This window comes from Pseudomonas sp. SP16.1 (assembly GCF_052682975.1).
Genome location: NZ_JBQYFZ010000001.1, coordinates 879,481 through 896,936 on the forward strand (window position 1 = coordinate 879,481; position 17,456 = coordinate 896,936).

At 64.6% G+C, this 17,456-nt stretch carries 16 protein-coding genes and 3 pseudogenes; 11 read left to right on the forward strand and 8 right to left on the reverse strand.

Features of this window, described 5'->3' with window-relative positions; translation table 11 throughout:
- Positions 1 to 100 precede the first annotated feature (100 nt).
- Genes ACUTAF_RS04370 through ACUTAF_RS04380 form a run of 3 tightly spaced genes read left to right on the forward strand, consistent with a single transcriptional unit; the run spans position 101 to position 2,024 of the window.
- Positions 101 to 781 (forward strand): class I SAM-dependent methyltransferase, encoded by a 681-nt coding sequence (locus ACUTAF_RS04370; RefSeq protein ID WP_445578828.1) that lies wholly within the window; start codon positions 101 to 103, stop codon positions 779 to 781.
- 2 nt (positions 782 to 783) lie between these two features.
- Positions 784 to 1,203 carry a VOC family protein gene (locus ACUTAF_RS04375; protein WP_445578829.1) on the forward strand — a complete coding sequence of 140 codons (420 nt, stop codon included), beginning with the start codon at positions 784 to 786 and terminating at the stop codon, positions 1,201 to 1,203.
- The gene (locus tag ACUTAF_RS04380; protein ID WP_445578830.1) at positions 1,203 to 2,024 is read left to right on the forward strand and encodes an aldo/keto reductase; all 822 of its coding nucleotides are present in this window, start codon (positions 1,203 to 1,205) and stop codon (positions 2,022 to 2,024) included. The genes ACUTAF_RS04375 and ACUTAF_RS04380 overlap by 1 nt, the downstream gene beginning before the upstream one ends.
- A 119-nt stretch (positions 2,025 to 2,143) precedes the next feature.
- Here ACUTAF_RS04380 and ACUTAF_RS04385 read toward each other — a convergent pair whose 3' ends face one another.
- The gene (locus ACUTAF_RS04385) at positions 2,144 to 3,097 is read right to left on the reverse strand and encodes a hypothetical protein (RefSeq protein WP_445578831.1); all 954 of its coding nucleotides are present in this window, start codon (positions 3,095 to 3,097) and stop codon (positions 2,144 to 2,146) included.
- A 20-nt stretch (positions 3,098 to 3,117) separates the two neighbouring features.
- Positions 3,118 to 4,833: a proline--tRNA ligase gene (locus ACUTAF_RS04390; RefSeq protein WP_445578832.1), complete on the reverse strand. Its 1,716-nt coding sequence runs from the start codon at positions 4,831 to 4,833 to the stop codon at positions 3,118 to 3,120.
- A gap of 239 nt (positions 4,834 to 5,072) precedes the next feature.
- On the opposite strand from ACUTAF_RS04390, the gene ACUTAF_RS04395 reads away from it, so the two are divergent.
- Complete coding sequence (locus ACUTAF_RS04395) at positions 5,073 to 5,480, forward strand: PaaI family thioesterase (RefSeq protein ID WP_445582400.1); 408 nt, start codon at positions 5,073 to 5,075, stop codon at positions 5,478 to 5,480.
- A 98-nt stretch (positions 5,481 to 5,578) separates the two neighbouring features.
- Here the strand turns inward: ACUTAF_RS04395 and ACUTAF_RS04400 are convergent, their stop codons facing one another.
- Positions 5,579 to 6,925, reverse strand: coding sequence for an OprD family porin (locus tag ACUTAF_RS04400; protein ID WP_445578833.1), 1,347 nt, complete (start codon positions 6,923 to 6,925; stop codon positions 5,579 to 5,581).
- Between the two features lie 686 nt (positions 6,926 to 7,611).
- On the opposite strand from ACUTAF_RS04400, the gene ACUTAF_RS04405 reads away from it, so the two are divergent.
- Positions 7,612 to 8,043: an HIT family protein gene (locus ACUTAF_RS04405; protein WP_445578834.1), complete on the forward strand. Its 432-nt coding sequence runs from the start codon at positions 7,612 to 7,614 to the stop codon at positions 8,041 to 8,043.
- Positions 8,040 to 8,246, forward strand: a complete 207-nt coding sequence (locus ACUTAF_RS04410; protein ID WP_445578835.1) for a SlyX family protein — start codon at positions 8,040 to 8,042, stop codon at positions 8,244 to 8,246. The genes ACUTAF_RS04405 and ACUTAF_RS04410 overlap by 4 nt, the downstream gene beginning before the upstream one ends.
- 53 nt (positions 8,247 to 8,299) lie before the next feature.
- Here ACUTAF_RS04410 and ACUTAF_RS04415 read toward each other — a convergent pair.
- The 5 genes and pseudogenes from ACUTAF_RS04415 to ACUTAF_RS04435 form a co-directional block, all read right to left on the reverse strand.
- Positions 8,300 to 8,518: pseudogene (locus ACUTAF_RS04415) on the reverse strand (cold shock domain-containing protein); the annotation flags it as partial.
- Positions 8,519 to 8,617: 99 nt separating this feature from the next.
- A pseudogene (locus tag ACUTAF_RS04420) lies at positions 8,618 to 8,929 on the reverse strand (cold shock domain-containing protein membrane protein); the annotation flags it as partial.
- Between the two features lie 163 nt (positions 8,930 to 9,092).
- The gene (locus ACUTAF_RS04425) at positions 9,093 to 10,160 is read right to left on the reverse strand and encodes a GGDEF domain-containing protein (protein WP_445578836.1); all 1,068 of its coding nucleotides are present in this window, start codon (positions 10,158 to 10,160) and stop codon (positions 9,093 to 9,095) included.
- A gap of 277 nt (positions 10,161 to 10,437) precedes the next feature.
- The gene (locus ACUTAF_RS04430; RefSeq protein WP_165674199.1) at positions 10,438 to 10,908 is read right to left on the reverse strand and encodes a Dps family protein; all 471 of its coding nucleotides are present in this window, start codon (positions 10,906 to 10,908) and stop codon (positions 10,438 to 10,440) included.
- 135 nt (positions 10,909 to 11,043) lie between these two features.
- Positions 11,044 to 11,793 (reverse strand): annotated as a pseudogene (locus ACUTAF_RS04435) (SDR family NAD(P)-dependent oxidoreductase).
- 398 nt (positions 11,794 to 12,191) lie between these two features.
- Here ACUTAF_RS04435 and aspS point away from each other — a divergent pair.
- The 5 genes from aspS (at position 12,192) to ruvB (ending at position 17,409) form a co-directional block, all read left to right on the forward strand.
- Complete coding sequence (gene aspS, locus ACUTAF_RS04440; protein WP_445578837.1) at positions 12,192 to 13,967, forward strand: aspartate--tRNA ligase; 1,776 nt, start codon at positions 12,192 to 12,194, stop codon at positions 13,965 to 13,967.
- A gap of 104 nt (positions 13,968 to 14,071) precedes the next feature.
- Positions 14,072 to 14,821: a YebC/PmpR family DNA-binding transcriptional regulator gene (locus ACUTAF_RS04445; protein ID WP_445578838.1), complete on the forward strand. Its 750-nt coding sequence runs from the start codon at positions 14,072 to 14,074 to the stop codon at positions 14,819 to 14,821.
- Positions 14,822 to 15,017: 196 nt separating this feature from the next.
- Complete coding sequence (gene ruvC / locus ACUTAF_RS04450) at positions 15,018 to 15,542, forward strand: crossover junction endodeoxyribonuclease RuvC (RefSeq protein ID WP_445578839.1); 525 nt, start codon at positions 15,018 to 15,020, stop codon at positions 15,540 to 15,542.
- 21 nt (positions 15,543 to 15,563) lie between these two features.
- Complete coding sequence (ruvA, locus tag ACUTAF_RS04455) at positions 15,564 to 16,169, forward strand: Holliday junction branch migration protein RuvA (protein WP_445578840.1); 606 nt, start codon at positions 15,564 to 15,566, stop codon at positions 16,167 to 16,169.
- A 187-nt stretch (positions 16,170 to 16,356) separates the two neighbouring features.
- Positions 16,357 to 17,409: a Holliday junction branch migration DNA helicase RuvB gene (gene ruvB, locus ACUTAF_RS04460; protein WP_445578841.1), complete on the forward strand. Its 1,053-nt coding sequence runs from the start codon at positions 16,357 to 16,359 to the stop codon at positions 17,407 to 17,409.
- Positions 17,410 to 17,456: the final 47 nt, after the last annotated feature.

Here is a 17,456-nt window from a genome sequence, read left to right on the forward strand (position 1 = left end):
CCCCTGGCTTCTGACGCCAGAAACTTCGTTCGTCTGATACCAGCGTAGCTGGTGACAGAAGGTCTAGAATCGACCTCACCGCAAAAAAACGGGAAGCGGCATGCAGCACGATCACCGAGAGCAGCTTCAATTGAGCTGGCAAGCCAATGCCGATGCCTGGACGGCCGCGGTGCGCGAGCAGCGCATCGAGAGCCGGCGACTGGTCACCGATGCGGCCATTCTCCAGGCGGTGCTGGCCCTGGCGCCCAAGCGGGTGCTGGACATCGGCTGCGGCGAGGGCTGGCTGTGCCGGGGCCTGGTCGAGCACGGCATCGAGCCGGTCGGGGTGGACGCCTCGGCACCCTTGATCGAGGCCGCCCGCGCTGCCGCAGGTGGGCGCAGCCAGTACCGGGTCTGCGGCTACGCCGAACTGGATGGCCAGGCCGAGCTACTGGGGCGCTTCGAAGTGCTGGTTTGCAACTTCGCCCTGCTCGAGGAGCCGCTGCAGCCGATTCTGCAAAGTCTGCACGGATTGCTGGCGCCGGGCGGCAGTCTGCTGATCCAGACCCTGCATCCCTGGCGCGCCAGCCACGGCGAGGCCTATCGCGACGGTTGGCGGGTGGAGGGCTTCGCCGGCTTCGGCGAGGGCTTCCAGGCTCCCATGCCCTGGTTCTTCCGCACCCTGCAGTCGTGGCTGACGCTGATCGGCGAAACCGGCTGGCGCCTGGAGTGGCTGCAGGAGCCGCTGCACCCCGAGAGCGTGCAGCCGGTGTCGCTGTTGCTGCTGCTCAAGCCGCTGTGACCATGCAATTGTTGCTGAATCTCGACGTACCGGATCTGCCGGCGGCCGAGGCCTTCTATACCCGGGCGCTCGGCCTGCGCGTCGGGCGCCGGCTGTTCGAGGGCAGCGTGGTCGAGATGCTGGGCGCCCCGGTGCCGCTCTATCTGCTGCACAAGGCGACGGGCAGCTCCCCTTGCGGGCAAGCGGGCATCGTCCGTGACTACCGGCGCCACTGGACGCCGCTGCATCTGGATTTCGTCGTCGACGACCTGGACGTCGCCCTGGCGCGGGCTCTGGCCGCTGGCGCGCGACAGGAAGGGGCGATCAGCGAACAGGCTTGGGGGAGGCTGGCGTTGCTCGGCGACCCCTTTGGCCACGGTTTCTGCCTGCTGCAATGGCGTGGCGAGGGATATGGACGGGGGTTCGACCCCGGGGAGGTGTGATGCGGACCTACCAACTGGCGGGCGTTCAGGTGCCGGTGATCGGCCAGGGTACCTGGCGCATGGGCGAGGACAGGCGGCAGCGCGCGCGCGAGGTGGCGGCCCTGCGCGAGGGCCTGGAGCTGGGCCTGCGGCTGATCGATACCGCGGAAATGTACGGCGAGGGTGGCGCCGAGGAAGTGGTCGGCGAGGCCATCGCCGGGCTACGCGAGCGGGTGTTTCTGGTCAGCAAGGTCTATCCGCACAATGCCAGCCGTTCAGGCGTGCAGCAGGCCTGCGAACGCAGCCTGCGTCGCCTGGGCTGCGAGCGCATCGATCTGTACCTGCTGCACTGGCGCGGCCAGCATCCCCTGGCGGAAACCGTGGAAGGCTTCGAGCGCCTGCGCGAGCAGGGCAAGATCGGCGCCTGGGGCGTGTCCAACTTCGACCTGGATGATCTGCTCGAACTGGATCAGGCGACCTGCGCCACCAACCAGGTGCTCTACAACCTCGAGGCGCGCGGTATCGAATATGACCTGCTGCCCTGGCAGCGGCGCGCCGGCATGCCGCTGATGGCCTACTGTCCGCTGAGCCAGGCCGGTGCCCTGTTGCAGGAGCCGGCGCTGCGCGAGGTGGCCGAACGGCATGGCGTCACGCCGGCTCAGGTGGCGCTGGCCTGGACCCTGCGCCTGGAAGGGGTGCTCGCCATACCCAAGGCGGTCGATGCCGCCCACTTGCGCGACAACGCCGCCGCGGCTTCGGTAGTGCTGGGCGCGGACGACCTGAAACTGCTCGACGCGGCCTTCCCGCCGCCGCAACGCAAGCGAAGTTTGCAGATGGTCTAGGGCGCGGAGCCCGAAAGGCTTCGCGCGTCGGCGCAAGCGAGGCAGGATGCAAGCCGGAGGGGGGCGCATGCGCCCTAGGCTGGAGCCGTGCGCAACGCATTGTGGGCGGATAAGCCTCTTCAGTTCACTACCGGGTCGGCTGCCAGGCGTCCGGCATCCTTGAGCAGCGCCTTGAGGAAGGCCTCCTGCAGTTCCGGATCGTTGCGGGTCAGCTCGATCAGGCTCTGTTCCAGTTCGCTGGCCTCTTCTTCCAGGCCCAGATCGGACAGGCGCTTGACGCGGTGCACCCATTGCGCCACGTCGTCGTCCTCGAGATCGTCGAAGATCAGGTCGTGGGCTTCGCGCAGCTTGCCGCGTAGCGTCTGGCTGACCAGCAGGCTGGCCTCGGCGCGGGTGTCGTCGCGGTCGTCCTCGACACTGAGCAGCAGCAGGCCGAGACGGCCGATCTGCTGTTCGGTGAAGGGGTTGTCCAGCAGGTTCAGGCGCAATACGCCGCTGCGGTCGGTGAGCAGCTCGAAACTGTGCTCGCCGGCCTTGACCAGTACCGGCCGCTCGGCCCAGGGCAGGCTGGAATACTCCAGGCGGCTATCCTGCTGGCGTTCCTCGATGTGCGCCAGGTTCTGCTCGGCGCGGCCATTGGACTCGACGTTCATGAAGGGGTTGAGCCCGGCGATGCCGTAGCTGATCCAGTCGCGTGTCGCGGTATCCGGCAGGCTGCCGAGCATCATCACGTTGAGCACGTTGGCGCCGATGCCGGCGACCACCGCCACCGCACCCAGCGGCACCTCGTAGAGCTCGCGCCAGGGTTGGTAGGGGGTGTAGCGATCGTAGCGGCGGGTCACCTCGAAGGCGGTGACCTCGAAGCTCTTCTGCTCCTGCACGCGCACCCGGCGCTGCGGCAGCTCCAGCACCTTGGGCTCGCCCACGTCGATCTGCAGCTGGTGATCCAGCAGTTTGCGCTCGACGCGTTCCTCGTGCTCGCTGCGTTGCGGCAGCTGGTTGGCGCAGCCGCTGAGGAAGAGGGCGCCGCACAGGGCGGCGCCGGTTAGGCGAAGGGTGGTGCTCGTGTGCATGATGTCTCGGCGCGGCGTGATCAGCGGCTGATACGGGCTTGCAGGAAGGGCAGGATCTCGGCCAGCGGCACGGCTTGGGCCTCGGTTTCGGCGCGGCTCTTGTATTCCAGGTTGCCGTCGGCCAGGCCACGGTCGCTGACCACCACGCGGTGCGGGATGCCGATCAGCTCCATGTCGGCGAACTTGATGCCGGGGCTGGTCTTCTTGTCGCGATCGTCCAGCAGCACCTCGAAGCCGGCGGCGGTCAGCTCGGCGTAGAGCTTGTCGGTGGCCTCGCGGACCTGCTCGGTTTCGTAGCGCAGCGGCACCAGGGCGATTTGGAAGGGCGCCAGGGCGTCGTTCCAGAGGATGCCGCGCTCGTCGTTGTTCTGCTCGATGGCGGCGGCCACCACGCGCGACACGCCAATGCCGTAGCAACCCATGGTCAGGGTCACCGGCTTGCCGTTCTCGCCCAGCACCTGGCAGTTCATCGCCTCGCTGTACTTGGTGCCGAGCTGGAAGATGTGCCCGACTTCGATGCCGCGCTTGATCTCCAGGGTGCCCTGGCCGTCCGGGCTGGGGTCGCCGGCGACGACGTTGCGCAGGTCGGCCACGGCCGGAAGCGGCAGGTCGCGCTCCCAGTTGACGCCGAAGTAGTGCTTGTCGTCGACGTTGGCGCCGATGGCGAAATCGCTCATCAGGGCCACGCTGCGGTCGACGATGCAGGGAATCGGCAGGTTCAGCGGGCCCAGCGAGCCGGCACCGGCGCCGATGGCTGCGCGCAGCTCGGCCTCCGAGGCGAACACCAGCGGACTGGCGACCTGTTCCAGGTTGGCGGCCTTGATCTCGTTCAGCTCATGGTCGCCGCGCACGATCAGGGCGATCAGCTTGCCTTCCTCGGCAGCGTGCACCACCAGGGTCTTGATGGTCTTCTCGATGGGTAGGCCGAAGCCTTCCACCAGGTCGGCGATGGTCTTGGTGTTGGGCGTGTCGACCAGACGCAGCGTTTCGGTCGCGGCGCCGCGTTCTTTCTCGCGCGGCACGGCCTCGGCCTTCTCGATGTTGGCGGCGTAGTCGGAGACGTTGCTGAAGGCGATGTCGTCTTCGCCGGACTCGGCCAGCACGTGAAATTCATGGGAACCGGTACCGCCGATCGAGCCGGTGTCGGCCTGCACCGGACGGTAGTCCAGGCCCAGGCGGCTGAACACCTTGCAGTAGGCCTGGTGCATGCGGTCGTAGGTTTCCTGCAGCGAGGCCTGGTCGGCATGGAAGGAGTAGGCGTCCTTCATGATGAACTCGCGGCCGCGCATCAGGCCGAAGCGCGGACGGATCTCGTCGCGGAACTTGGTCTGGATCTGGTACAGGTTGATCGGCAGCTGCTTGTAGCTGTTGAGCTCGTTGCGCGCCAGGTCGGTGATCACTTCCTCATGGGTCGGGCCGACGCAGAATTCGCGCTCGTGACGATCCCTGACCCGCAGCAGCTCGGGGCCGTACTGTTCCCAGCGGCCGGATTCCTGCCACAGTTCGGCCGGCTGGATGGCCGGCATCAGCACCTCCAGGGCGCCGGCGGCGTTCATTTCCTCGCGCACCACCTTCTCTACCTTGCGCAGCACGCGCAGGCCCATCGGCAGCCAGGTATAGAGGCCGGAGGCCAGCTTGCGGATCATGCCGGCCCGCAGCATCAGCTGGTGGCTGATCACCACGGCGTCGGAAGGGGTTTCTTTCAGGGTCGAGAGCAGGAACTGACTGGTACGCATGTTTGGCCGTTCTGTCGGTTGCGAGGACTTGGGATAGGGCGGCATTGTACGGTGCCTGTACAGTGGCGTACAGGACGGGGCAGGAGTGACCCGGTTCACGGCCATTGCCGGCAGGTTGCCCGCTTCGATTGCGAGCAAAGGCCGGCGCCCCCGTCGCTCCTGTGGACCCGCGGTTCCTCCGGTGAAGCCACGGGGAAGTCGTTCGAGGCCACCGATTGCGGGAGGAGAGGATGTCGACATTGACCGCGCCTGAGGTCCAGGCGCTGATTCGTGCGGGGCTGCCGATGGCCGAGGATATCGATCTGCGCATCGACCGGCTGGACGGCGAGAGCGTACTGGCGCGGGTGCCCTTTCAGGCCAAGTTGGTGCGCCCGGGCGGTACGCTCTCAGGGCCGACCATCATGGCGCTTGGCGACGCGGCCATGTACGCCATGGTGCTGGGGCGTCTCGGGCGGGTGGAGATGGCGGTGACGTCGAACCTGAACATCAACTTCCTGGTCAAGCCCAAGCCTGTGGACCTGCTGGCCGAGGCGCGCATATTGCGCCTGAGCCGGCGTCAGGCGGTGTGCGAAGTGTCGTTGTATTCGGCGGGTAATGATGAGGAACTGGTGGCGCATGTAACGGGCACTTATGCGCTGCCACTTTGATGATTGTGGGTGAGCTCTTGATCATTATTTGATCTGCAATAAAGAAAAAGCCCGGCATGCGCCGGGCTTTCTCACATTACTACCGAGTCAGCGCTGGCTTACAGCACGCTCAGCGGGTACTCGACGATCAGGCGGAAGTCGTTCACATCGCCAGTGTACGATTCGTTCGCACGGTAGAAAGCGTTACGGATGCGGAAGGACAGATCCTTCGCAGCGCCTTCCTGGATGACGTACTTGGCTTCGATGTTCAGTTCGTGTTCTTTTGCATCCTTATCAGTGCCAACATCGATGTTGTCACCCGTGATGTAGCGGGTCATGAAGCTCAGGCCCGGCACGCCGTAGGAAGCCATATCGATGTCGTAGCGAGCCTGCCAGGAACGCTCATCTTTGCCATTGAAGTCGGAGAACTGCACGGAGTTGGCCAGCCAGATGGTGCCGCCGCCGTCCTCGCCGTAGCGATAGCCGTCATCGCCAGAGGAGCGCTGGTGAGCCAAGGTGAAGGTGTGAGCACCGATGGAATAGGCTGCAGCCAGGCTCCAGATGGTGTTGTCACGGCTTTCACGTACTCCCGCCTCAGTGACGTTGTCATCGTCATCGGTCACGGTGGTGTAACTCTCGACGTAGCCTTTGTCGTACTTGGTCTTGTAGATGTTGAAGTCCAGGTTCAGAGCCTGTTCTTCGCTGAACGGCATGTTGTAGTTCAGGTTGCCGTAATACTTACGGTACAGGTCGTCTGCGTCGGATGCATGCAGTGCGCCGCTGAAGTTGTCGGTGAAGCTGTAGCTGGCGCCGACAATGTTGATCTCTTTCAGGCCCAAACTGTCGTTGTAGGTCTGAACTTGATCGTTAAGGGCAGTAAAGCGACCCGCGGTCAGCTCCAAACCTTCGATCTCGTTGCTGGTGATCAGGGTGCCGGTAGCGACTTCAGGGAGGATGCGGCTGTCGTCGGTGGAGAATACCGGGCTGGCGGTCATCTGGTTGCCGTACTTCAGAACGGTATCGGAAATACGGAACTTGACGGCACCCCCGACTTCGGTCTGGGTGTCGTCGCCACGACCTTCGTCGGTGGTGGCGAACAGGCCGTTGCTGTGACGACCGCGGCCGCTGTCCAGTTTGATGCTACTCAGGGAGTGAGCGTCCACACCTACGCCGACAGTGCCCTGGGTGAAGCCGGATTCATATAGTAGGCGAATGCCCAGGCCGGTTTCTTCGCGGTAGCCTTTCTTGAATTGAGAGTCACGAACGTTATCGCCGTCCGAGTCGACAGTGGGGATGTTACCGCCACCGTTGCGGAAATCACGGTTCATGTACAGAACGCGATTGAAGATGTTGAAGCTGCTGTCTTCAATGAAGCCGTTGGATTCGGACTGGCTGGATGCCACTGCCATCTGAGAGGTACCCGCGGCAACTGCCAGGGCGATTACGCTCCACTTCATCACTTGCATCGTGATTGCTCCTTTGGTTTAGAAGAGTTGCGCTGCCCATTTAATTGTTGTATGGGCGGCTCTTTCTTTTTGTGTCGGCGCTAACTTATAGCACGCCGCCAATATTGGCGATAGTTACAAACTATTCCTTGCGCTTTCTCCACCCTGGTGTCGCAAGGGCTATGAAGGATGTCGCAAATCTGTAGCTCTGCACTTGCGTTCTGTGGTGCCGACGTTTTCGCGATAGCGGGGGCCGGTTGGGCTGCTATTGATCTGCTGCACGGCGTACCGGACCTTGGCCGTACTCATAGCAAAAGTCGTGCTCAAAGGCTTCCTTTGACGTTAAAAAAATGACTGCCACCTGGTCGGGCGGGCGGTTGAGGCGGGTCGAGCCAGCGCCGCCGCGGCTTTGTCCGGGCCTGGGTTGGGCCGGCCAGGGCCTTCCGCCGTTGGGCCTTGGCCGATGCTGGGCTCATGGGAGTGGGTGGCCGTGGCGGCTGGCGGTAACGTGCGCCCGGCAGTCATTACGGTAGGAAACCAAATGGTGCACGCTGACGCTGCGCGTCGGACGCAGCTGCCTTGCGCTGGTGCATGCCCGAGGATGAATTGTCCCTGTCGGCCGCGTATGCTGCGCGCCCTGTGCTCCGGTCCCTGACGGATATCCGGCGCTAAGCTTGGTTGATTGGGTCGATACGAGGAGAGTCGCCATGTTCGCTCTGGATTCGCGATTGCAGCAGGACTGCCTGCTGATCGGGGATTTCCCCCTGTGCAGCTTGCTGCTGATGAACGATACCCACTATCCCTGGTTCGTCCTGGTGCCGCGGCGCGAGGAGGTGAGCGAGCTGTTCCAGCTCGATGCCACCGACCAGGCCCGGCTCTGGCGGGAGACCACGCTGCTGGCCGAGACGCTCAAGGACACCTTCGCCGCGGACAAGATGAACGTGGCGACGCTGGGCAATCTGGTCAGTCAGCTGCACATGCATGTGATAGTGCGGCGCCGCGACGACGCCGCCTGGCCGGCCCCGGTATGGGGGCGGCACCCGGCGCAGCCCTATAACGAAGAACAGGTGCGGCAGCTCAAGGACAAGCTGCGCCTGGTGTTGACCGAGGACTTCCAGTTCGCCGGAGATGCATCATGAGCCTCGAGGCCCGCATCATGGAGCTGGAGAGCCGCCTGGCCTTTCAGGACGACACCATTCAGGCGCTGAGCGACGAGCTGGTCGAGCAGCACAAGCGTATCGAGCGTCTGCAGCTTCAGTTGAGCACGCTGGCACGGCGGCAGGAGGAATTGCACGGTCAGGTGGGGATCGCCGAGGACGAAGCGCCACCGCCGCATTATTGATCGGCAACGAAAAAGCCCGCGAGCGATCGCGGGCTTTTTTAACTCCGTGGGGCTTAGCGCCGTGCGGGGGCGGCGGCGATCACGTCTTCGGCCTGCAGGCCCTTGTCGCGCTGCATCACCGAGAACTCCACGCGCTGGCCCTCGATCAGCACGCGATGGCCTTCGCCGCGGATGGCGCGAAAGTGCACGAAGATATCTTCGCCCGAGTCGCGCGAGATGAAGCCGAAGCCCTTGGAGGTATTGAACCACTTGACCGTTCCGGTCTCGCGATCGTCCTGCTCGGTGTTCTGCGCAGGGGCGGTGGATTGCGTGCGCGGGCTGCGCTGAGTGCTCTGCTGCGGTTGCGTGCGCAAGCTGCAGGCCAGGTGCAGCAGGGTGGCGCCGGTGGCGATCAGCAGGGGCAGCCAGAGGGCGGGTTGGCCGCCGATGCTCGACAGCGGTGCGAGCAGCACCAGGCCTTGAAGCACAGCGGCCAGGACCAGCAGGGTCGAAGCCAACCCCTGCAGCTGCAGGCGGGTGCCGGCGAGGTTCAACGGTTGCTGTGGCGCGGCCAGCAGGTTGAGCAGGCCGATCAAGGCCAGGCAGGGCGCGTCGGGGGTGGCAAGGAATGCGCCGGAAAAACTCGGGACGGCAGATAGCAGCAGGGCGGCAAACCCTGTAACAAGGTGGGCGATCTTCAACATCTTCGATGAACTCACTGATTGGATGACGACTTGGGGTGCTGCGGAGGCGGCACGTCCGTGATGATCAGGTGGACGAGTGCCGGGGTATCGCGTCGCGCGCGCCGCAAGAGAAGAGCGCGGCGTGCGGAACGTATTTAACAGCAAAGGCGGGGGGTTACTCAAATCAGGCGCTGAGCATGCTTTCGCTGGTGGCGGGGTGGACCTGGTTGCGGCCGCCGCGCTTGGCCTGATAGAGGGCGTCGTCGGCGCGGGTGAGCAGGGCTTCCAGGGTGTCGCCTCGTTCGGCCAGGGCGCAACCGAACGAGGCGGTGATGCTGTCGAGTACCTGGTCGGTGCGTCGCACCTTGACCCGCAGTGCCTGGATCTTGCGGCGCAGCTGTTCGGCGAACTCGAGCACCTCGGCGATGCCGGTGCAATTGCGCAGCACCAGGCAGAATTCCTCTCCGCCATAGCGAGCGGCGAAGGCGCGCGGCGGCAGCAGTTCGCGCATCAGTTGCCCGACGTGCTGCAGCACGCGATCACCCAATGGGTGGCCGTACTGGTCGTTGAACTGCTTGAAGTGGTCGATGTCGAGGATCACCAGGGCCAGGCCTTCGTGCGATTCGCTCAGCGCCTGCTCCAGCAGGCGGGTGAAGGCGTGCCGGTTGAACACCCGGGTCAGGCTGTCGAGGGTGGCGGCCAGGTGGGCGCGTTCCAGTTGGTTGCGCAGGTGCTTGATCTCATCCTGGGCGGCGCGCAGGCGGTAGAGGAATTTTTCCTGCTGGTCGTGCATCAACTGGGTGCTTTCCTGCAGCTCGCTGAGCACGCTGGGCAGGTCTTCGATTATCGGTTCCTGCAGGGCGCTGAGGCCGTGGCTGAGGCTGTGCTGATAGTTCTGGCTGCCGATCACGCTGCGCGAGACGTCGTTCTCGATGTCGTCGACCAGTTCGATCACTTGCTGCTGGCCGGCGCGGGCTTCCTCGAGATCGCCGCGGATGATGTAGTCGCGAAACAGCTTGATCGCGGTTTCCGGCGGGAAAACGTCGAAATCCTCGACGGCCTTGTCCAGGCGCCGGTTGAGTTCCGGTTCGCTGCCCTTGCTGTAGGTGTACCAGAGCGCGTAGTGCACCGGGTTGGGAGCGATGGCGTGGCGCATCATCAGCGGCACGGCCTGTTTCAGCAGGGCGGCCGCTTCGCGAGTTTCCTCTGGGTAGAGTTCGAGAATGCTGGGGGTTTTGGGCGGCTGACTCATGTGCGTCGCGGAACTCTGTGGCGAATGGCCAGAGCATAGATCAGCCAGGGGCTGGCTGCCTAATGAAAAAGGTCCGGATATCCGCAATGCCACTACCTCGGGGCGCGCCTGCCTCCAGCCACTCCCTCGTTGGGAGAGGGGCCGGGGGCAACGGCTGGAAACGCCGTGGAACTGCCGGTTGGGGCTATCCGCGATGCTATACCCGGGGGCTTGGATTGGTCGCGCCCGACCATGCTCAGGTGAACAGCGCTAGCGGATATCCGGGCCTGCGGAGCGGTTATGCGGCGAGCAGGCTGCGCAGCATCCAGGCGGTTTTTTCATGCACCTGCATGCGCTGGGTCAGCAGGTCGGCGGTGGGCTCGTCGCTGACCTTGTCCAGCAGCGGGAAGATGCCGCGTGCCGTGCGTACCACGGCCTCCTGACCCTGCACCAGCTGCTTGATCATGTCCTCGGCAGTCGGCACGCCTTCCTCTTCCTTGATCGACGACAGGCGGGCATAGGCGGCGTAGGTGCCGGGTGCCGGGAAACCCAGGGCACGGATGCGCTCGGCGATGGCGTCCACTGCCAGGGCCAGCTCGTTGTACTGGCCTTCGAACATCAGATGCAGGGTGTTGAACATCGGACCGGTGACGTTCCAATGGAAGTTATGGGTCTTCAGGTACAGGGTGTAGGTATCGGCCAGCAGGCGCGAAAGGCCCTCGGCGATGGCGGCGCGATCCTGTTCGGCGATTCCGATATTGATTTCCATAGAGTTTTTTCTCCTCTCAAATGAGTCGGGGTGTCGATATCCTAGTGTTCGGCAGAGCCTAGCACGGAGTCATCGAGGCGACTCCCGCGCCATGTCAATGAAAGCCATGTTTAGAAGCTATCGATCGGGCGCGGTTCATTTTCCGCACCCGAGAAGCTTGGCCAGCACGCTCGGGTAGGCGGCCGGCAGCAGGCGCTGGAGGCGATCGAGCAGGCGTGCGTCGCCACCGACCAGGATGCGTGGCCTGCCGGCCTTGACGCCGGCGACTATCGCCTCGGCGGCCTTTGCCGCGCTGGTGCGCGCCAGCCTGTCGAAGTTGCGCATGGCGCGCTCGGCGTCCTGCGAGCCATCGATGCCGCGGTAGAAGCGCGCCGAACGGGCGATATTGGTCTTGATTGCGCCGGGATGCACGCAACTGACGGCGATGCCGCGGTTGGCCACTTCCTGGCGCAAGGACTCGGTAAAACCGCGTACGGCGAACTTGCTGGCGTTGTAGGCGCCCTGGCTGGGCAGGCTGACTATGCCGAAGACGCTCGACAGGTTGACGATATGCCCGCTGCCCTGCTGCAGCAGGTGAGGCAGAAAGGCCTTGCTACCGTGCACCACGCCCCAGAAGTTGACGTTCATCAACCACTCGAAGTCCTAGTAGGCGAGCGCCTCGATGGTCTGCGACACGGCGACGCCGGCATTGTTGACGACCAGGGCGTGGCAGCTGACGCGCGCGCCGCCGCCGCGCAGGGTCTCGGCGTTGCGTTCGAGCTGGGCCAGATCGATATCGGCCAGGGCCAGGTGGCAACCTTCTGCGGCCAGTTGGGTGGCCAGGGCCTGGCCGATGCCGGAGGCGGCGCCGGTGATCACGGCGACCTTGTCGGAAAATGATTGCATGATGGCTCCTTGCCTTCGCTGGTTGTCTCCATGGGGGGGCGGAGCTTAGCCACTCGGCCCTGCGCGGTACAAACGTTTCGGTCATGCGCCAGATCAACATTCCGCTGCAGGAGGGGCTGGACACCTCGACCCGGTGCGCGCTCGTGTCGGCAGTCTTCCAGCGGGGCGCTGGAGAGGGCGGCGAGGCCGGACGGGGGGGCATGGTATTTCCCTCCCGTGTTCGGCCTTGGTAATGGAAGCCGTCCGCCGGGCGGCTGCACCCGGGCGATTTACCCTATATAATCCCGCTCTTTTCAAGACCGGGCGCGCGGCGGGATGCTCGCCGCGGCGCGGCTCCTGCTCAGGGCGCAGGGTGTCGCCTGACCAATCCAAGACCTTTAGAGAAGCGAAACACGATCATGATGCGCAGCCACTATTGCGGCCAACTGAACGAGAGCCTGGATGGCCAGGAAATCACCCTTTGCGGCTGGGTGCACCGTCGCCGCGACCACGGCGGGGTGATCTTCCTCGACATTCGCGATCGTGAGGGCCTGGCCCAGGTGGTGTTCGACCCGGATCGCGCCGAGACCTTCGCCAAGGCCGACCGCGTGCGCAGCGAATACGTGGTGAAAATCACCGGCAAGGTGCGCCTGCGTCCGGCCGGTGCGGTCAACCCGAACATGGCTTCCGGGGCCATCGAGGTGTTGGGCTACGAGCTGGACGTGCTCAACGAGGCGGAAACCCCGCCGTTCCCGCTCAACGAATACACCGACGTCGGCGAGGAAACCCGCCTGCGCTATCGCTTTATCGACCTGCGCCGCCCGGAAATGGCCGAGAAGCTCAAGCTGCGTTCGCGCATCACCTCGAGCATCCGTCGCTACCTGGACGAGAATGGCTTCCTCGACGTCGAGACGCCGATCCTCACTCGCGCCACCCCGGAAGGCGCCCGCGACTACCTGGTGCCAAGCCGCACCCACGCCGGCAGCTTCTTCGCCCTGCCGCAGTCGCCGCAGCTGTTCAAGCAGCTGCTGATGGTTGCCGGCTTCGACCGCTACTACCAGATCGCCAAATGCTTCCGCGACGAGGACCTGCGCGCCGACCGTCAGCCGGAATTCACCCAGATCGACATCGAGACCAGCTTCCTCGATGAAAAGGACATCATGGCCATCACCGAGACCATGGTGCGCAACCTGTTCAAGGAAGTGCTGGGCGTCGAGTTCGGCGAGTTGCCGCACATGCCGCTGGCCGAAGCCATGCGTCGCTTCGGCTCGGACAAGCCTGACCTGCGCATCCCGCTGGAGCTGGTGGACGTGGAAGATCAGCTCAAGGATGTCGAGTTCAAGGTCTTCGCGGGACCGGCCAACGATCCCAAGTGCCGCGTTACCGCGCTGCGCGTACCGGGCGGGGCGAGCATGCCGCGCAAGCAGATCGACGACTACACCAAGTTCGTCGGCATCTACGGCGCCAAGGGCCTGGCCTATATCAAGGTCAACGAGCGTGCCGCCGGCGTCGAGGGCCTGCAGTCGCCGATCGTCAAGAACATCCCGCTGGACAATATCAACGTGATCCTCGATCGCGTCGGTGCGGTCGATGGCGACATCGTGTTCTTCGGCGCCGACAAGGCCAAGATCGTTTCCGAAGCCCTGGGCGCGCTGCGCATCAAGCTCGGCCACGACCTCAATCTGCTGACCTGCGAGTGGGCGCCGCTGTGGGTGGTCGACTTCCCGATGTTCGAGGAGAACGACGACGGCAGCCTGACCGCCATGCACCACCCCTTCACCGCGCCGAGCTGCAGCCCGCAGGAGCTGGAAGCCAACCCGGCCGCCGCGCTGTCGCGCGCCTACGACATGGTGCTCAACGGCACCGAGCTGGGTGGCGGTTCGATCCGTATCCACGACAAGGCCATGCAGCAGACGGTGTTCCGCGTACTCGGCATCAGCGAAGAGGAACAGCAGGAGAAGTTCGGCTTCCTCCTCGACGCCCTCAAGTACGGCGCGCCGCCTCACGGCGGCCTGGCCTTCGGCCTGGATCGCCTGGTCATGCTGATGACCGGCGCCAGCTCGATCCGCGAGGTCATCGCCTTCCCGAAAACCCAGAGCGCGGCCTGTGTCATGACTCAGGCGCCAGGTCTGGTGGACAACAAGGCGCTGCGCGAACTGCATATTCGCCTGCGCGAGCAACCCAAGGCCGAATAAGCCGTTACCGAGAAGCCTGGATTGCCAGGCTTCTTCGTTATGGGGCGCAGCGACTCGAGCTCTCGCACCCCGGCAAACAGTAAATGAAACAAACGGAGTGAGTTATGGCTGGTCATTCCAAGTGGGCCAATATCAAGCACCGCAAGGGTCGTCAGGACGCCAAGCGGGGCAAGATCTTCACCAAGCTGATCCGTGAGCTGACCGTCGCCGCCAAGCATGGCGGGCCGATCCCCGCGGACAACCCGCGCCTGCGCCTGGCGGTCGACAAGGCCCTGACGGCCAACATGTCGCGCGACGTGATCGACCGCGCCATCGCCCGCGGCGCCGGCAACAACGAGGCCGACAACGTCGTCGAGCTGAGCTACGAGGGCTACGCGCCGAGCGGCGTGGCGATCATAGTCGAGGCCATGACCGACAACCGCAACCGCACCGCGGCGGCCGTGCGCCACGCCTTCAGCAAGTGCGGCGGCAACCTCGGCACCGATGGTTCGGTAGCCTACATGTTCGAGCGCAAGGGGCAGATCAGCTTCGCCCCCGGCGTGGACGAGGAGGCGCTGATGGAGGCGGCGCTGGAGGCCGGCGCCGACGACGTGGAGATGGGCGACGACGGTTCCGCGCTGGTTTCCACCAGCTTCGCCGACTTCCATGCGGTCAACGAGGCGCTCGCTGCCGCCGGCTTCAAGGGCGAGGAAGCCGAGATCGCCATGATCCCCAATATCAGCGCGCCGGTCGCCGATCTGGAAACCGCGCAGAAGGTGATCAAGCTGATCGACATGCTGGAAGATCTGGACGATGTGCAGAGCGTCTACCACAACGCGGATATCCCCGACGAGATCATGGACCAGCTGGGCTGAAGCAGCTTGTCGCCCGGATGCGTAGGGTGGGCCGGGCGGCGATCCGCTTTAGCCCACCATGCAACGCGACCCTGGTGGGCTGAAGCCCACCCTACGCCCGCCCTACGGTTTTCTCTGGTTCCACCGGCGCGTCACGAGTGACGGCGCATGAGGACCCCCGTATACTCGCCAACTGGATAAATAGACAGTTGCCGACATGACTCTCATCCTAGGAATCGACCCCGGCTCGCGCATCACCGGCTACGGCGTGGTGCGCGACACCGGCCGCGGCTGCGAGTACGTCGCCAGCGGCTGCATCCGCACCGGCGACGGGCCGCTGGCCGAGCGCCTGCAGATCGTCTTTCGCGGGGTCGGCGAGGTGATCCGCAGCTACGGGCCGGTGACCATGGGCATCGAACAGGTATTCATGGCGCGCAACGCCGACTCGGCGCTCAAGCTGGGGCAGGCGCGCGGCGCCGCCATAGTGGCGGCGGTGGAGGCGGGCCTGGAGGTGGCGGAGTACACCGCCACCCAGGTCAAGCAGGCGGTGGTCGGCACCGGGGCGGCGGACAAGCAGCAGGTACAGCTGATGGTCATGCACCTGCTCAAGCTGACGCAGAAGCCGCAGATCGACGCTTCCGACGCCCTCGGCATCGCCCTGTGCCACGCCCACCACCGGCAGAGCCTGATTCCCCACGGCCTGGCCGGCGCCAAGCGGCGTGGCGGGCGCCTTCGTTTGTAATCTGATTAAAGGACAGCAGTGGTGATCGGACGTTTGCGCGGCACCCTGGCGGAAAAGCAGCCGCCGCATTTGCTTCTGGATGTAAATGGCGTCGGTTATGAGCTGGAAGTGCCGATGACCACCCTTTATCGTCTGCCCTCGGTAGGCGAACCGGTGACCCTGCATACCCATCAGGTGGTGCGCGAGGATGCCCATCTGCTCTACGGTTTCTTCGAGAAGCGCGAGCGCGAGCTGTTTCGCGAGCTGATCCGGCTCAACGGCGTCGGCCCCAAGCTGGCCCTGGCGCTGATGTCGGGGCTGGAGGTGGATGAGCTGGTGCGCTGCGTGCAGGCTCAGGACACCGCGGCGCTGACCAAGGTGCCGGGGGTCGGCAAGAAGACCGCGGAGCGCCTGCTGGTCGAGCTCAAGGACAGGTTCAAGGCGTGGGAAAGCATGCCGGCGATCGCCACCCTGGTGGTGGAACCTCGTCCAGGTGCGGCAGTCTCAAGCGCGGAGAATGACGCGGTGAGCGCCCTGATTTCCCTGGGCTACAAGCCGCAGGAGGCCAGCCGGGCCGTGGCCGCCGTCAAGGAGGATGGTTTGACCAGCGAAGATTTGATCCGTCGCGCACTGCGCGGCATGGCGTGACAAGGTGCTGAACGACTACCTGCGTTGCCGATGCGTCATTAATATCCGGCTGGAGCGCCAGTCCGATCGCAATGCTCATTTGCAGTCGTAAGCTCGCGTACGAGCCCAGCCCGGTTCTCGCCTGTTTTTGCCTGGCCTCGGCTGCGCTGCCGACGCTCTTCAACACCCTGTCGATGGAAACATTCCGATGATCGAAGCCGATCGCCTGATTACCGCCAGCCCGCGTGAGCGCGAAGAGCAGCAGGATCGTGCCATCCGTCCGCTGAAGCTGGCCGACTACATCGGCCAGCCCAGCGTGCGCGAGCAGATGGCGTTGTTCATCCAGGCCGCAAGGGGCAGGGCGGAAGCCCTCGACCATACCCTGATCTTCGGTCCGCCGGGCCTGGGCAAGACCACCCTGGCCAATATCATCGCCCAGGAAATGGGCGTGTCGATCAAGAGCACTTCCGGTCCCGTGCTGGAGCGTCCTGGCGATCTGGCGGCGCTGTTGACCAATCTGGAAGCCGGCGACGTGCTGTTCATCGACGAGATCCACCGCCTCTCGCCCATAGTCGAAGAGGTGCTGTATCCCGCGATGGAGGATTTCCAGCTCGACATCATGATCGGCGAAGGCCCGGCGGCGCGCTCGATCAAGCTGGACCTGCCACCCTTCACCCTGGTCGGCGCCACCACCCGTGCCGGCATGCTGACCAACCCGCTGCGCGACCGCTTCGGTATCGTCCAGCGCCTGGAGTTCTACGGCATCGACGACCTGGCGACCATCGTCACGCGTTCGGCTGGCATCCTCGGGCTGCCCATCGAGGAGCGGGGCGCCTACGAAATCGCCCGTCGCGCCCGCGGCACGCCGCGTATCGCCAACCGCCTGCTGCGTCGCGTGCGCGACTTCGCCGAGGTGCGCGGACGTGGCCACATCACCCGCGAGATCGCCGATCAGGCGTTGAACCTGCTGGACGTCGACGAACGTGGCTTCGACCACTCCGACCGTCGTCTGCTGCTGGCGATGATCGAGAAGTTCGACGGCGGCCCGGTGGGCGTCGACAGCCTGGCCGCCGCCATCAGCGAGGAGCGCCACACCATCGAGGACGTCCTCGAACCCTACCTGATTCAGCAGGGCTACATGATGCGCACGCCGCGTGGGCGGGTGGTGACCCGTCACGCCTACCTGCACTTCGGCCTGAATCTTCCCAAACCCCTCGGCGAGCAACCGGGTGCGGACCTCTTCGCGATGGACGACGAATGACGAAAAAATTCTTATCAAGCCGGATTGGCAAGCGACAGGGCGGGGAC